This window comes from Streptococcus pluranimalium (assembly GCF_047785705.1).
GTDB lineage: Bacteria > Bacillota > Bacilli > Lactobacillales > Streptococcaceae > Streptococcus > Streptococcus pluranimalium_A.
Map to the genome: position 1 here is coordinate 1 of NZ_JBLOJV010000033.1, position 15821 is coordinate 15821.

The following is a 15821-nucleotide window of genomic DNA, read 5'->3' on the forward strand; positions in this document are numbered from 1 at the left end:
TATATTATACCATTTTCCCCTGTTTCTTACACGTTTTCTCAAGAGGTCTAAGGATTTCTCCATCTGATACAAAACATCAAAAGGAAAGTGCAATTAACCATCACTTCTATTTCTATCCAAAAAGATTACCTATTCCTCTGTTGTCATCATGAAGAGATGATTGAACACTTAGATACTGACTATCTCAATACTCTCTTAAAACGGGCTATTCACAAGTACAAACTAAAAACCAGTCCTCACAGTTTCAGGAACACCTTTGCTACCTTGATGATTGAAATGGGAGTAGATCCTGTGAATGCTGCTAAACATTTAGGACATGCCAGTAGTCAAATGACCTTGGATACTTACAGTCATGCTACACAAACTGGCGAAAAACAACCCATTACCAGATTCGCCGAATACATCGATAAAGCTAAATAACCCTAGCTTTCTTTTTCCAACCAAATTTAACCAGGTCTTAAGAGATTACCAAAAGGATTACCAAACCCACTTTTCCACAAAAAAAGACACCTTGCAAGTGACTTGCAAAGTGCCTGTAAACGTTGATATAACTGGATATTAACGTTTTGAGAATTGTGAAGCTTTACGAGCTTTCTTAAGACCTGCTTTTTTACGTTCAACCATACGTGCGTCACGTGTCAGAAGTCCAGCGCGTTTCAATGAATCGCGGAAGTCTGGGTCTACTTCAAGAAGTGCACGCGCAATACCATGACGGATTGCACCTGATTGACCACCGTATCCACCACCATTAACGTTTACAAAAACATCGTATGAACCTTCAGTTGATGTCACTGCAAATGGTTGGTTGATAACAAGACGTAGGTCTGCGTGTGGGATGTATTCTTCAACATCCTTGTGATTGACTGTAATTTTTCCAGTACCTGGTACCAAACGAACGCGGGCAACCGCATTCTTACGACGACCAGTACCTGCATATTGTGCTTGTGCCATATTTATGTTGCTCCTTTCCTCTTAGATTAGATAAGTCCTGAGATGTCAAGTACTTCTGGTTGTTGAGCAGCGTGTGTGTGCTCAGCACCTGTGAAGACTTTCAATTTCATCCCTTGTGCGCGTCCAAGAGTATTGTGTGGAAGCATCCCTTTAACTGATTTTTCGATCAAACGCACAGCGTTTTTAGAACGAAGTTCACCAGCAGAGATTTGTTTCAATCCACCTGGATACATTGAGTGAGTGTAATAGATTTTATCAGTTGCTTTTTTACCAGTTAATTTCACTTTTTCAGCATTGATAACAATCACAAAGTCACCAGTATCAGTATGTGGTGTGAAAGTTGGTTTGTTTTTTCCGCGAAGTACGCTAGCAACTACTGCAGAAAGACGTCCAAGTGGCACATCTGTTGCGTCAACAACGTACCATTTGCGCTCAACTTGGCCTGGTTTAGCCATGAAAGTTGTTTTGTTCATGATTTCTCCTATACGAATTCGTAATATTTGTTTACAAGTGTGATGGGTGTTCCGTCCCATCAAAGGTATTTGGAAGGTTCCGGGGCCTTTCAAATGGGGTAAACAATACCGTCTAATATCATATCAAAAATAATAGACCCAAGTCAAGTACTTTGAGCCTCTTATTTGTTATTTTTGTCTTTAGTTTGAGCATTGGCACCAATCACATGATCAATCGACTACTGAGGATGGACTAACCCCATCCAGTCCTGCTTTTTAAAATGAACCCACTACTGTTGACAACGCTACTGCTTATGACGAAAGACCTCATACATCAGTACTGCCGCTGCGACACTAGCATTGAGGCTTTGCACATGACCTGCCATAGGGATCGTAATCATCTCATCCACTTGTTTTTTGATGTTTTGGGAAATCCCTTTACCTTCATTTCCGATAATCAAAGCAAGTTTTCCGCTGGTATTCCATTTGTGGGATGGCGTACCATTCATATCCGTTCCAAATGTCCAGAAACCAGCTTCCTTGAGCTTATCAAGGGTTTGAATAAGATTAGTCACACGGGCAATCGGTACATGTTGAACCGCACCAGTAGAGGTTTTAGCAACGACTGGCGTGACACCGACAGCCCTGTGTTTAGGAATAATAACTCCTGCCACCTTGGTCGCGTCAGCTGTTCGCAAGATAGAACCAAAGTTATGAGGATCCGTCAAGCCATCCAAAATCAAAATCAAAGGATTATCTTCGCTTTCTGCTTTTTTGAGAATATCATCCAGCTCAGCATAAGCAAAGGCTGAGACACGAAGGACAAAGCCTTGGTGAACAGCACCATCTGTCATCTCAGACAAACTTTTCTTTGATGTCCAAGAGATAGAAACCTTTTTCTCTGCTGCAAGAGCCTTGATGTTAGCCACATTTTTCCCTTTAAGGTCATCTTGGATATAAAGTTTATTACCTGTGTTAGCTTCTAGACTTTCAGTGACCGCATGGACACCATAAACCATATCATTTTGTTCTTGTTCTTGATGTTTTTCTTTCATAAGAATCATTATAACATGGAAAGGTGGAAATGGGTGCTTTCTATTAACTAAACTGATTTATTTTAATAACTACTTGACAATGACGCTACGTCATCGTTTATGATAACAGTATGGAAAGGAGATGATTATCATAAAAACGATAAAAGAAGCCAGTAAAATAGCGGGTGTAAGTGTTAGAACCTTGCAATATTATGACGAAATTGGCTTACTGAATCCAACTAGCTATTCTGAGCTGGCTATCGATTATACAGTGACAAGAACCTAGAAACTCTGCAGCAAATTCTGCTATTTAGAGAATTAGAATTTCCCTTAACAGATATCAAGGAAATCCTCAATAATCAGCATTTTGATAAACAGAAAGCCTTGGAACAGCAAATTGAGTTATTAACTTTAAAAAAGGAGCGCTTAGAAAGCCTAATTAACTTTGCTGAAAGTATAAGAGAAATGGAGATAAACAATATGGAATTTACAGCATTTGATAAAAAGAAAATTGATAACTACAAAAAACAAGCCAAAGCATTCTGGGGCGACACAGAGGCATTCAAAGAGTTTCAGGAAAAAACTAGAAATATTAGTGAAGTCAGCATAATCAATCAACAGTTAATGATGATTTTTGCAGCATTTGGAAAAATCAAATCAGATAACTACGACTCAAAGGAGGCACAGACCTTAGTCAAAAAACTACAAGACTTTATAACAAATCATTTCTACCATTGTTCAAACGACATCTTACTCAGCCTTGGTAAAATGTATATGGATGATAGTGACTTCACGCAAAATATTGATGGGTTTGCAGGAGAAGGAACGGCGCTATTTGTAAACAAAGCTATTGAATGTTACTGCCAATAATATTTTATAATCTGAAAAGCACCTACTAAATATAAGCAGGTGCTTTTGTAAATACTGTTAAGCAAACACTTTTGTCAAGACCTCTCCAACGGTTGAGACGCCGATAACTTGGATGTTATTTGGGATATCAATTCCTTGGAGGGAATTTTTGGGAGCGTAGATTTTGGTAAAGCCTAGTTTAGCGGCTTCGTTGATCCGCTGTTCGATGCGTGTCACGCGGCGAATTTCACCTGTCAGACCAATTTCACCGATGAAAGCGTCTTGGGGGTTGGTTGGTTTTTCCTTGTAACTTGAAGCAATAGCTATCGCAACAGCAAGATCAATAGCTGGCTCATCCAGCTTAACTCCTCCCGCTGACTTGAGGTAGGCATCTTGATTTTGCAAGAGCAGACCACATCGTTTTTCCAGAACCGCCATAATCAAGCTAACCCGATTAAAATCTAATCCCGTCGTCGTGCGTTTAGCATTTCCAAAAACCGTCGGTGTCACAAGAGCTTGAACCTCTGCTAAAATAGGACGAGAACCTTCCATGGTGACCACAATAGCAGAGCCTGTTGCCCCATCCAAACGCTCTTCTAAAAAAACCTGACTTGGATTGAGCACCTCAACCAAACCGCCTGAGCGCATCTCAAAAATCCCGATTTCATTGGTTGATCCAAAGCGGTTCTTAACAGCGCGCAAGATACGAAAGGTATGATGGCGCTCCCCTTCAAAATAAAGCACCGTATCCACCATGTGCTCCAGCATCCGAGGCCCAGCCAGTGTTCCTTCTTTGGTCACATGACCGACGATAAAGGTAGCAATATTATTGGTTTTAGCCAAATTCATCAGCTCCGCCGTTACCTCACGTACTTGTGACACAGAGCCTTGGACACTGGAGATTTCAGGACTCATGATGGTCTGGATAGAGTCAATAATCAAAAAATCTGGCTTGATTTTCTCAATTTCAGCACGGACATGCTGCATGTTGGTTTCGGCATAAAGGTAAAATTCATTATCAATATCGCCTAGACGCTCACTTCGAAGTTTTATCTGCTCAGCCGATTCTTCTCCCGAGACATAAAGAACCGTGCCACGGTTGGCTAATTGAGTCGATACTTGCAAGAGAAGCGTTGATTTCCCAATACCAGGATCACCACCGATAAGAACCAGGCTACCTGGGACAACACCGCCACCAAGAACCCGGTTAAACTCATCCATATCCGTTTTAGTCCGGGCATAATGGATAGAATCCACGTCTTTTAACTTGATTGGTCGTGTTTTTTCACCTGTCAAACTGACACGCGCGTTTTTTACCTCTTGAACTTCCACTTCTTCGACAAAAGAAGACCAGGCTGAACAGTTGGGGCAGCGCCCTAGGTATTTAGGAGAGTTGTAGCCACATTCTTGACAGATAAAGGTTGATTTTTTCTTAGCGATAATAAACCTCCTTGCCTATGTTCCGGTACTGCCAAAACCGCCTGTGCGCACACCTTCTGCATCGTCGCCATCAGCCACTAAAAATGGGGCAAAGACGCCTTGGACAATACGGTCTCCTTTTTCCAAACGAACCGCTTGGTCTGAAATATTTTGCATTTGGGCAAAAATATGACCTTCGTTGTTGGGATTGTTATAGTAATCCCCATCAATCACACCCACAGAGTTGATTAAAATCAATCCTTTCTTACGAGGATTTGACGAGCGATCATAAAGGCACAGCACCTCTTGATCCTGCATATAAGCCTTTACCCCTGTCGGTACTAAAACGATTTCCCTTGGCTCAATGGTCGTCTCTACGGCAACCTTCAAATCATAGCCTGCTGCATGAGCTGTTTCACGCTTGGGGAGCAAATCATCTTGCCCCTCAAAGGCTGTAATCAATTCAAATCCACGTAATTTGGTCATTTTTATTATCCTTTGTAAATAGTCTTTCCATTATAAAATATTCGATAAAAAAAAGCTATTTACAAGGACTTATTGTATCATAAGAAGATGTCCTCTTTTATGAGACCAAAACATACACGACAAACGCATGAAGAAAACTTCGGTTTCAGAGAGCGCTTTTCTAGACAAATAGTGACTTTTTAGATGAAATTTGTGGTATAATTCATACGAGATGAACAAATGTAGTATCGGTTATCGAAATAGTTTCAAGAAAATTTCTAAAAAATGCATGTAGCTAGGAAATAGTTTCATGCATTTTTTCATGCGTTTGGCGTGCTAAAACATCGGTTTTTCTGATTGAAGCGACGAGATTAGGGTGTTTTCAAAGGAACAATAGGTTGTAACATCACAATAGCCTCTAATTCTGTTTTTCTACTAACAGTCTTCTAGAGCGGTGAGAGGTTTACTAGACATTTTATTATTGGACGCTTACTATTTTTAAGTGATTGAGAATAAGTTAAATTTGAGTCCCATACTAAAAAGAATACATAAAGGCCTCATACTCAATAAATTTCAAAAAAATCTAAAAACACCATTGTGAAGCTAATAACAATTTATGGTGCAAGTATTAGATTGTTAGACTGTTAAAAACCATCATCAAGCAATAATGCTTACAAACAATTAGGTTTTGATTTTAGATGAGTGTTAGATTACCTCCGACTGTGGCGCAAGCTTCTAAGGGGATTTGACTGGTAGGGTCACGCGATTCAATAAAAGTGAACTTGTGACTACAGTTATAGAACTCAGTGCCATTGCAAGCCCCGCGATTTCAGGAACCAATGTTATCCCAAATGTTGAAAATACTCCTGCTGCAATGGGGATGCTTACAATATTATAAATAAAAGCCCAAAATAGATTAATGATAATCCTATTGTAAATTTTTTTAGCTAATACGAGAGCAGTGACAGCAGACATTAAATCATTCTTAACTAGGATAATGTCGCCAGATTCAATGGCAATATCACTCCCTGATCCCATTGCTATGCCGACTGTTGCCGTCGATAAAGCAGGTGCATCGTTAATGCCATCTCCTACAAATGCTGTGGCACTATTTTCTTGTAACCTTGCTACTGTTTTTGATTTATCACAAGGTAACAAATCCGCGAAAATAGTCTTGATACCGACTTCAGTAGCAATTTCTTTTGCTACAAAAGTATTATCCCCTGTTAACATTACTGTTTTGAAACCCGCTTTGTGCATGGTCTTAACAGCCTTCTTAGAGCTTGATTTAGGAGTGTCTTGAATACCAATTATTGCAATAACATCGTAATCATACCCGACAATCACAACCGTTTTGGCTTGTGATTGTAACGTCTCCATCTTATTTCTAAAATCTAAGTTCACCTTGAAATCATCTGCTAACTTATCATTGCCAACAAAGGCAGGCTTACCATTAATCAAAGCCGTGACACCTTTTCCAGGAATAGTATCGAAGTTTTCGACTTTATCTGGCTTTATCTGTTCTGCTTCAGCTTTAGCAATGATTGCTTTTGCAAGGGGGTGCTCTGATAATGCCTCTAATCCTGAAGCGAGCGATAGTATCTTTGCCGTCGAATAGCCTTTAAAGGGAATAACATCCGTTACCCTGGGTTTTCCTACAGTTATTGTACCTGTCTTATCAAGAATAACAGTCCTAATATTATGGATAGATTCTAGTACCTCAGCATTTTTAATTAAAATACCCAGTTTAGCTGCACGCCCCGTCCCAATAAGCAAAGCCGTAGGTGTCGCAATTCCTAAGGCACAAGGACAGGCAATAATCAAAACAGCAACAGAGTACTCTAATGCAGTAGCGAAATCTGAACCAACAAAGACAAACCAAGTCAAGAAGGTGACAATAGCAATGACGAGAACAAGAGGAACAAAAATAGTTGTTAGTTTATCAACTGTTTTTTGAATAGGGGCACGAGAGTGTTGAGCCTCTTTTACCATAGTAGCGATATGAGATAAAACGGTGTCTGTACCAACTTTTGTAACCTTAAACAGAAAGGTTCCATTATGATTTATTGTGGCACCAATGACACTATCTCCTGGCATTTTCGTTACAGGCATAGCTTCTCCAGTGACCATTGATTCATCTAAAAATGACTTCCCTTCAATAATCTTACCATCTGTGGCTATTTTTTCTCCTGGACGAACTCTCACCGTATCTCCAGGAACAATAGACTCAATTGGAAGCCTTAAAAAATTACCATTTCGAAGAACCTCGGCGTCTTTTGCTTGTAAATCCATCAATTTTTCAACAGCTGTTGACGCAGAGCTTTTCATACGTTCTTCAAGCAATGCACCCAATAAAACAAGGCTCAAAATCACTGCTACGGTTTCAAAATAGGTTGCCATGGGATCCTCAAAAACCCTTAAAAGACTATAACCATAAGAAATGCTTGTCCCTAAACCGATAAGAGTATCCATAGTGGCACGATGATTCTTGAATGCCGCCCATGCCGATTTCAGATAGGGTAAACCAGCTCCCCAGTAAGCTACTGAGCCAAAGAGTAATTGAAACCAAGCAGCATATTTTTCACCACCAATCATGTGACCATTGAAAGCTAGCAGCATATTACTCACTAATGGAATAGCGCCTATTAAACTAATTATCAATCGTTTTTTCATCGTCATATTAAATATTAAGCTCCCTACCAACTTACTAATATCGCTAGTTATTCTATAATAATATTGCCGTGATACATGTGCATCCCACATGTATAGGTAATCTCACCTTTTCTTGATGTGTCAATCGAAATGATCACATCTTCAAAAAGAGGCAACGATGCCTCAACACCTAACTCAGGAAAAATAACTTTCTCTAAGCAGGTTGATGGATCTTTTCGATGAAAGATCAGCTCAAGAGGGTGGCCTGCTTTCCCTTTTAGAAGAGAGGGAGTGTAGCCACCTTCAACTATTATTCTTGCTTTTTGTCCCTCATCAGAAACCACTGCTAGGGCTTGGCTGATGTCGTGCTCACCAAAAAACCACCACCCAATAAAGCAAATGGTTAAAACACCTAGAATCAATAGTACAATCTGTAACATCATAAAACCTCCTTCTTACGAGAACTAACAGTCACAGTCTTTGCTCTTTTCGACACAATTACATGTGACACTGAGAACTGTACTTTTTTCTTGTAAAATGGACAAGATATCTCTTTTTTTATCTTCCGTCAGTTCGATGATATCTAGCATCGTCGTCATCAGCTCACCATGTCGTTCGGAGCAAACTTTTGATAAAAAATCTGCTATCAAGCAATCTAAAATTTCCTGTTCCGAAACGATTGAATGATAGATGAATTGGCGTCCAAGCTTTCTATGACTGATCAATTCTTTTACCTCAAGTCTCGCTAAAAACGTCTTTATAGTTGATAAAGACCAGCAATAAGTACTACTGAGGTCAGTAAATAATTGAAGAGCAGTCCTCTCACCCAAAGTCCAAATCATTCTTAATATGACCAATTCTGAATTGGAAACGGTAAATTCTCTGTTGGTAAATGAAAGCCCTGAGTTATGATTAGTTGTGACCAAAGAGACCTCCTAGTTAATGTGATAATAAAAATAAGTTTACACTTGTAGATTTAAAATGTCAAGATAGATGATTACCTTACCAGATTGTCACTTTAATCATGACTTTTTTGCTTTTTATTTTTATTATAACTGTGGTAAAATAACAGTTATGAACACTTTGGTTTTTCACCTCAAAAAGACTGTGATCAATGGTCTTACTAAGCAACTGGCTGCTTATCAGATCAGTAATCACAATCCCTATGTCTCTTTTGCAGCCAAGCACTTGAATGCAACCTTTTTAGCCTATACTTCAGAAAAAGTTGTGATACAAGGTCAGGGTGCTCAAGCATTAGCACACTTTTTACAGCTAGATAACCCCTCTACTAGCAGTAAGCCTGATACACAATCCTCTCTGGCAGGGCAGGCTATGCCCATGATTGGGACTGACGAGGTTGGAAATGGTTCTTACTTTGGTGGTGTTGCTGTCGTCGCTAGTTTTGTAAAGCCAGAAAATCATGCCTTTCTAAGGTCACTTGGTGTTGATGATTCCAAGCGAATGACCGATCAAAACATTCAGACGATTGCCCCTTTGTTAGAAAAAGAAATCCCTCACAAAGCCCTGCTATTGTCCCCTAAAAAATACAATCAAGTGGTTGGAAAAGGGCTAAAGCATAATGCTGTCTCTGTCAAGGTTGCCCTTCACAATCAAGCAATCTGGCTACTCCTTCAAAAAGGGATTGCACCTCAAAAAATTGTGATCGATGCTTTCACAACACCAAACAACTATCAAAGATACGTCTCCAAAGAAGTCAACCAAATCCAGCAAGCCATCACACTTGAGGAAAAAGCGGAAGGTCGCTACCTAGCCGTTGCCGTTTCATCAATCATTGCACGCGCTATGTTTTTGGAAAATCTTAGAGATCTCGGACAAGAAGTCGGCTTTCAGTTGCCCAGTGGCGCCTCAGCCAAATCCGATAAAGTCGCCAGTCAACTACTAGCTGCTTATGGAATGACTGCCCTAGCCCATACTGCCAAATTACACTTTGCCAATACTCAAAAAGCACAAGCACTATTAACCTAATAAAGGACTTATCATGAAACATTTTTTAAAAGAATGGGGATTTTTTATCCTCTTTATCATTGTCTTTCTCTTGACCCGCTGGTTTATCTGGTTTCCAGTGACAGTCGATGGTCACTCCATGGACCCAACCCTAGCGGATCGTGAAAAACTAATCGTTATCAAAACGGCCAAGATTGAGCGTTTTGATATGGTTGTAGCTGATGAAACGGATGGTGGTACTAAAAAACAGATTGTTAAGCGTGTTATTGGCATGCCAGGGGACCACATCAAGTATGAAAATGACAAACTCTTTGTGAATGGTAAGGAAACCAAAGAGAGTTACCTTGAGCCTTATATTGCCCTCTATCAAAAGGACAAGCTCCAAAAAACCTATGCCTATAGTGATTACTTCCAGTCACTTGCGAAGGCGAGCGAGGCCTTTACTCAAGATAGCACTGGAAATGCGAGTTTTGAAATCACTGTCCCAGAAGGCCACTACTTCCTTCTTGGTGATGACCGTCTGGTCTCCAAAGATAGTCGTAATGTCGGCACCTTCCAAAAAGAAGCCATTGTCGGTGAAGTTAAGTTTCGTTACTGGCCTATCAACAAAGTCGGCCCATTGAAATAAACTGCCTTTCTATCCTGCTGCTTGCCTATTATTCTTTTGAAGAGTCTGGGACAAAGAAGTTCCTGGGCTCATTTTAGTATTATAGCCTTTTGAATTAACTTTGATACGCTTCGCTTTTTGATTTCTAGGCTCAGACCTCAAAACTTCATCATGAGGCTTTGAGCTTTTAACTTGCCGTGCTCTTATATGACAAGCTCTGCTTGTCTTATCTCCAGCCTCAAACAGTTTAGTAAGCTGTTTGTACTGTCTGCGTCTCAGTTCCTTGTCTGAAAATTACTTCATTTGACTATATCCCTAAGGATCATTCACTCTGATCATCAAATGGCTAACATATCATTAAAATCAAACATCCGCTAGGCAAGTTGAGGTCTTCTCTTGTGGATGCTAAAAGCATCTGACAGGCTTCATTTACAGGTCACTTTCTGTTTACCCATTCAAAGGACTCTTATGACAACTTATTTTTCTGGTACTATTGATCGCCTTATTTTTGAAAATGCCACTAATTTTTTCAAGATTTTACTTTTAACCCTTGATGATACTGACAGTGACTTTGAGGATGCCGAGATCATCATTACAGGGACTATCGGTGACATCATTGAGGGCGAATCCTATACCTTCTGGGGTAATCTCGTCCAGCACCCCAAATACGGTCAACAACTTCAAGCTGAACGCTATGAAAGAGCCAGACCAACAGCCTCTGGTTTGATTCACTACTTTTCCAGCAGTCATTTTAAAGGCATTGGCCGTAAAACAGCCGAAAAAATCATCGAACTCTACGGTCAGGATCCTATCGATCAGATCCTAGAGGATCCCAGTCGACTGGATACCATTTCAGGCTTATCAAAGGTACACCGTGAGAATTTCCTTGCCAAACTCAAACTCAACTACGGCACAGAGCAAATCCTAACACGCTTAGCCAAGTACGGCCTCTCCTCAAAACTAGCCCTCCACATCTTTAATCACTATCAAGACCAAAGTTTGGCCGTTATTGAGGACAATCCTTATCAGCTAGTAGAGGACATCAAAGGCATTGGGTTCAAAATAGCTGATCAACTCGCTGAACAACTAGGAATAGCGGCTGACGCAGCGCAACGCTATCGTGCAGGACTTGTCCATTGTCTGAGCGAAAATGCCCTTCAAACCGGCAACACCTATACCCAAGCACGTGACCTGCTAGAAATGACCCTCTATCTCTTAGAGTCTAGCCGTCAGGCGGCATTAGAGCCCAGTCTTGTCGCTGATGAGTTAACACATCTGATCGAAGAAGGCAAGGTGCAAACAATTGATACCAAAGTTTTTGACAATACCCTCTATCACGCAGAAGCAGGCATCCACAAGCATCTCACACGCCTATTGGCAGCTGATGACACCTTAGATTTCTCAGCAGAAAGCATCGAAAAAGAAATCGAACGTGTCCAAGAAAAACTCAACTTAACCTATGACACCATCCAAAAAGAGGCCATCACCAAGGCTTTAACCAGCCGTGTCTTTATCTTGACTGGTGGACCAGGAACGGGCAAAACGACAGTCATCAATGGTATTATAGAGGCCTATACCAACCTCCATCAGCTTGCCCCACAAAAACAGGAGACACCTATTTTGTTAGCGGCTCCGACGGGACGTGCTGCCAGACGTATGAATGAGCTAACGGGACTACCTGCCGCCACGATTCATAGGCACCTGGGACTGACTGGAGATGGTGAGGATTACCAGACCTTAGATGATTATCTGGACGCTGATTTAATCATTGTTGATGAATTTTCCATGGTTGATACTTGGTTGGCCAATCAACTCTTGAGTGCCATTGCCACACGTAGTCAGCTGATTATCGTAGGCGATAGTGACCAACTACCTTCTGTTGGACCAGGACAAGTGCTGGCTGATATCTTAAAGATCGAGTCGCTCCCCCAAGTCCGTCTGGAAAAGATTTTCCGGCAATCTGAAGACTCTACCATCGTCACTCTAGCCAGTCACATAAGACAAGGACAACTCCCTAGTGATTTCAGAGAGAAAAAACCTGATCGCTCCTACTTTGAGGCCAAGGCTAACCATATCCCTCAAATGGTAACCAAAATCGTCACTGCTGCAATCAACAGTGGCATTGCTCCTCAAGAAATCCAAATCCTAGCACCCATGTATAAAGGTGAGGCTGGCATCAATCACCTCAATACCCTGCTCCAAGACCTCATCAATCCCTTAGAAGATCAGCTATCCTTCACCTTTAATGACCAACATTTCAGACCAAAGGATAAGGTACTACATTTGGTCAACGATGCGGACAATAATGTCTTCAACGGTGACATCGGCTACATCACCGACCTTCTCCCCGCCAAATACACCGAGAGTAAACAAGATGAAATCACCATCGAATTCGATGGTAATGAAGTGATCTACCCCCGTAACGAGTGGGGAAAAATCACGCTAGCCTATGCCATGTCTATCCATAAATCACAAGGAAGTGAATTCCAAGTGGTTATTTTGCCCATCACCCATCAAAGTGGACGAATGCTGCAACGTAACCTAATTTATACGGCTATCACGCGCTCCAAAAGTAAACTTATCCTCCTAGGTGAAGTGACGGCATTTGACAAGGCTGTTCAGACCCAAGGAGCAATTCGCCAAACCTGTTTGGTTGAGCGTTTCCAAGATAGTGACATTGACTCCCCTCCTGCTAATCAGTTATCCACAAAACAAACCAGATCAACGCCATCATCTGGGGATAAGTCTCTACAAAATCCTCCTGATAAGAGCAATCAAAGCATTGATACTAAAGGTTTTTCCCAAGAAAACGAAACTTGTCCACATGTTGTGGATAAGGGTGTTCATAACCCTATGGATAAAGACAAGCAGTATCGCCTCACACCTGAAAATAGCTTGACCATTGATCCTATGACTGGACTAACAAGAGATGATTTCAAGGCATTTTTTAGAATTGATTGAAACACAAAGAAATGCTTTTAGGGCTTTTTGAGACAGCTAAAGTGGCAAGTTCAAAAGGAAAGAACAGATTGAACTGGCTTTGCCATCATTAAATCTCAAGAAACTAGCAAACATAATGACAGGAAAGCCTTTTTAGTTTGAAACATGCAATATTTAGAGTCTTCATTGACAACTGGATGTTGTTATTCAAGAGGATGCCAGCAAGATTTTAACTTAAATGAGATGGATAAATTCTGCTTAAAAGTATTGAAACTGATCTATGTCAGCTAAAAGATGAGCTTTAGATGTAAGAAATGTCATCTCAACACAACCTTGGATAAATATCTGAAAACTCATATGAAGAGAAAAGTATTGGAACAAGTCAAAGAGAAGCTCATACGTGTATCCTGTCTCCCTATAAAAAATATTGTAATTTTTTATATACATGATATAATGATGTTGAATCTTTATAAATATTTCAACAACAAGGAGATAGATATATGAAACGAAAATTTAAATTCTTTTCTGCCCTAACGTTTAGTACCGCACTGTTATTTGTACCATCAATGATGGCAGAAGCGACAACATATTTGGAGACAGATAAAAATTATTATCAAGATGATAATATTACAAAAGGTTTTTTAAATAAAGTTATTTCAGACGGAGCTGACGGAAATGAAAAAACAACTGAAACGGAGTTATTAGTCAGTTTAGAAGCTGCTGCTGCCAAAGGTTTAGTTGTCTATAAAGATGGGATGACATATAATGATTATTTTTTAGCTAATAATATTTCACCAGAAGATAATTTTATGGCCTATCGTGAAAATCCTGGTAGTGTACAAGAAGTTGCTATTCCAGACAAAGCGGGTGTCTATAATGCAAAGTTGTCCCCTAATCCAGTGTTAGCAGAAACTAATCCCATTACTTACGTAGGACCTGCCACTAACAAAGGATTAGCTTATTGGGGAGAAAACGTCATTTCAAAACCTATTTTCTTTTCGAGATTAACAGTAGGCTCTTTGCCAGCTGGATCAACGGAAGGACAACTATCCTTATTCAATCGCGATACCCATTTGATGCCAAATCGTATTGGTTATGGAGAAGTAGCAACAGTTAATGATTATATGTTAACACCAGAAAATGACATTATTATTCCAACGCGTTTTAATCAATCACGTAATGATGTTTATTTAACAATGCGTGCACATCAATATTTTGGGGCAGGTTTTGACACTCCACGTGCGTTTTTAAGTGCTACAATTAACGGTGTACCAGTTCAAAGTAAAGCACAAAATCCAAATGCGTATCTCAATTTAACAGGAAATGTTTATATCACACACTTAGGTTACTCACAGTTAGGTTTTTTGGGGCAATTTAGTGCACTTGGTTTTCCGGATGAAAGTCGTGAATCAATTCATGATATCGGTGTTAATGAATTGACTCAAAAAACATCTTCGCTATTAAAAGCAATTGATAACAATAAAAAAGTACCCATTGGTACAGGTGCACAATTGCAAATCAATGGTTTTTATCGTCAATCAGATCATGATACAGATTTTACGCAATTAGAAGCAACACGTCAAACTGATTCCAAAACGATTGTAGATGTTACATACTACGTGTATACAGAAAGAGCAACGAATATTACAACGCCCATAGCATCAAACGGTAAACAGTTATATTCACCAAATGAAACTAGCTACAAAATCGAGATTACAAGACCATACTTCACAAATTTTGGAGATTTAGCGACACCAGTTCAATTTGACGAAAAAACATTCGATAACGATTTAGGTGTCAACAGTTTTAATGTTATGGATAATGGTAAATTAGCAAACGGGGATGATGTTACTGTAGATGTCACACGTGTTAAGGTGAGACTGGATGACGGTAACGGATTTACAGCTAAAGAATACACATTAGATGAATTAAAAGTAGAATTAAGTAAAGCACAAAATTCAGATAAGACATTCCAAGTAGCGTATACTTATGCAGCAAGTGATGCACAAGATACTATCGTAGGTAAATTACCTGCAGAAATTGCAAATGATACAGGTGCATATGCCGTACCGTTTGTACGTTCAATTACTGTTCCAAAACAAAAAGGTAAATTGACAGTACAATATGTTAATACAGATGGTATAGCATTAGAAGCGCCAGTGGTGACACAAGAGGCGATAGATACACCATATACAACAACGCCAAAAACAATTTCTGGTTATGAGTTATTGCGTGTAGAAGGAAATGAACAAGGTTTATTCACAAATACAGATACAGTAGTAACCTATGTTTATGAAAAACACACGACAAGCATACCAAACAATCCACCGACAGCGGATGAAAAAGAAACCATTAAAACAACAGAGTTTCTAGATGAAAAAGGCAATAAATTAGCCGATACCATCTTTAAAACTGAAATCGCTGAGCCGTTGACTATAAATGGATACGAGCTCCTAAAAACAGAAAAAACAGCAACTGGGCTAAAAC

15 protein-coding genes are annotated in these 15821 nt (G+C 39.9%); 7 read left to right on the forward strand and 8 right to left on the reverse strand.

Going from position 1 to position 15821, the window contains the following annotated elements:
• The first annotated feature begins 87 nt into the window (after positions 1-87).
• Positions 88-420 carry a tyrosine-type recombinase/integrase gene (locus tag ACMZ6Z_RS07620; protein WP_416131971.1) on the forward strand — a complete coding sequence of 111 codons (333 nt, stop codon included), beginning with the start codon at positions 88-90 and terminating at the stop codon, positions 418-420.
• A gap of 138 nt (positions 421-558) precedes the next feature.
• Here the strand turns inward: ACMZ6Z_RS07620 and rpsI are convergent, their stop codons facing one another.
• The 3 genes from rpsI to rlmB form a co-directional block, all read right to left on the reverse strand.
• A complete protein-coding gene (gene rpsI / locus ACMZ6Z_RS07625) occupies positions 559-951 on the reverse strand; it encodes a 30S ribosomal protein S9 (protein ID WP_416131972.1) in 393 nt (130 codons plus the stop codon).
• Between the two features lie 26 nt (positions 952-977).
• The gene (gene rplM / locus ACMZ6Z_RS07630; RefSeq protein ID WP_018380541.1) at positions 978-1424 is read right to left on the reverse strand and encodes a 50S ribosomal protein L13; all 447 of its coding nucleotides are present in this window, start codon (positions 1422-1424) and stop codon (positions 978-980) included.
• A gap of 284 nt (positions 1425-1708) precedes the next feature.
• Positions 1709-2458 carry a 23S rRNA (guanosine(2251)-2'-O)-methyltransferase RlmB gene (rlmB, locus tag ACMZ6Z_RS07635; RefSeq protein ID WP_416131973.1) on the reverse strand — a complete coding sequence of 250 codons (750 nt, stop codon included), beginning with the start codon at positions 2456-2458 and terminating at the stop codon, positions 1709-1711.
• A gap of 121 nt (positions 2459-2579) precedes the next feature.
• Here rlmB and ACMZ6Z_RS07640 point away from each other — a divergent pair, with 121 nt between their 5' ends.
• Complete coding sequence (locus ACMZ6Z_RS07640) at positions 2580-2723, forward strand: MerR family DNA-binding transcriptional regulator (RefSeq protein WP_416131974.1); 144 nt, start codon at positions 2580-2582, stop codon at positions 2721-2723.
• Positions 2724-2821: 98 nt separating this feature from the next.
• A complete protein-coding gene (locus ACMZ6Z_RS07645; protein WP_416131975.1) occupies positions 2822-3307 on the forward strand; it encodes a TipAS antibiotic-recognition domain-containing protein in 486 nt (161 codons plus the stop codon).
• A gap of 57 nt (positions 3308-3364) precedes the next feature.
• Here the strand turns inward: ACMZ6Z_RS07645 and radA are convergent, their stop codons facing one another.
• The 5 genes from radA to ACMZ6Z_RS07670 form a co-directional block, all read right to left on the reverse strand.
• Complete coding sequence (gene radA, locus ACMZ6Z_RS07650; RefSeq protein WP_416131983.1) at positions 3365-4726, reverse strand: DNA repair protein RadA; 1362 nt, start codon at positions 4724-4726, stop codon at positions 3365-3367.
• 15 nt (positions 4727-4741) lie between these two features.
• On the reverse strand, positions 4742-5191 hold the full coding sequence (locus ACMZ6Z_RS07655; RefSeq protein ID WP_416131976.1) for a dUTP diphosphatase: 450 nt from the start codon (positions 5189-5191) through the stop codon (positions 4742-4744).
• Between the two features lie 714 nt (positions 5192-5905).
• On the reverse strand, positions 5906-7849 hold the full coding sequence (locus ACMZ6Z_RS07660; protein ID WP_416131977.1) for a copper-translocating P-type ATPase: 1944 nt from the start codon (positions 7847-7849) through the stop codon (positions 5906-5908).
• 41 nt (positions 7850-7890) lie between these two features.
• The gene (locus ACMZ6Z_RS07665; protein ID WP_416131978.1) at positions 7891-8265 is read right to left on the reverse strand and encodes a cupredoxin domain-containing protein; all 375 of its coding nucleotides are present in this window, start codon (positions 8263-8265) and stop codon (positions 7891-7893) included.
• Positions 8266-8286: 21 nt separating this feature from the next.
• Positions 8287-8748, reverse strand: a complete 462-nt coding sequence (locus tag ACMZ6Z_RS07670; protein WP_416131979.1) for a BlaI/MecI/CopY family transcriptional regulator — start codon at positions 8746-8748, stop codon at positions 8287-8289.
• Between the two features lie 148 nt (positions 8749-8896).
• Here ACMZ6Z_RS07670 and rnhC point away from each other — a divergent pair, with 148 nt between their 5' ends.
• The 4 genes from rnhC to ACMZ6Z_RS07690 all read left to right on the forward strand — a co-directional run.
• On the forward strand, positions 8897-9808 hold the full coding sequence (gene rnhC, locus ACMZ6Z_RS07675; RefSeq protein ID WP_416131984.1) for a ribonuclease HIII: 912 nt from the start codon (positions 8897-8899) through the stop codon (positions 9806-9808).
• Between the two features lie 13 nt (positions 9809-9821).
• Positions 9822-10415, forward strand: a complete 594-nt coding sequence (gene lepB, locus ACMZ6Z_RS07680) for a signal peptidase I (RefSeq protein WP_416131980.1) — start codon at positions 9822-9824, stop codon at positions 10413-10415.
• A 447-nt stretch (positions 10416-10862) separates the two neighbouring features.
• Entirely contained in the window at positions 10863-13355 is a 2493-nt protein-coding gene (locus ACMZ6Z_RS07685) for an ATP-dependent RecD-like DNA helicase (RefSeq protein WP_416131981.1), read from the forward strand.
• A gap of 479 nt (positions 13356-13834) precedes the next feature.
• On the forward strand, positions 13835-15821 hold a 1987-nt coding region (locus tag ACMZ6Z_RS07690), incomplete at its 3' end, for a MucBP domain-containing protein (RefSeq protein WP_416131982.1).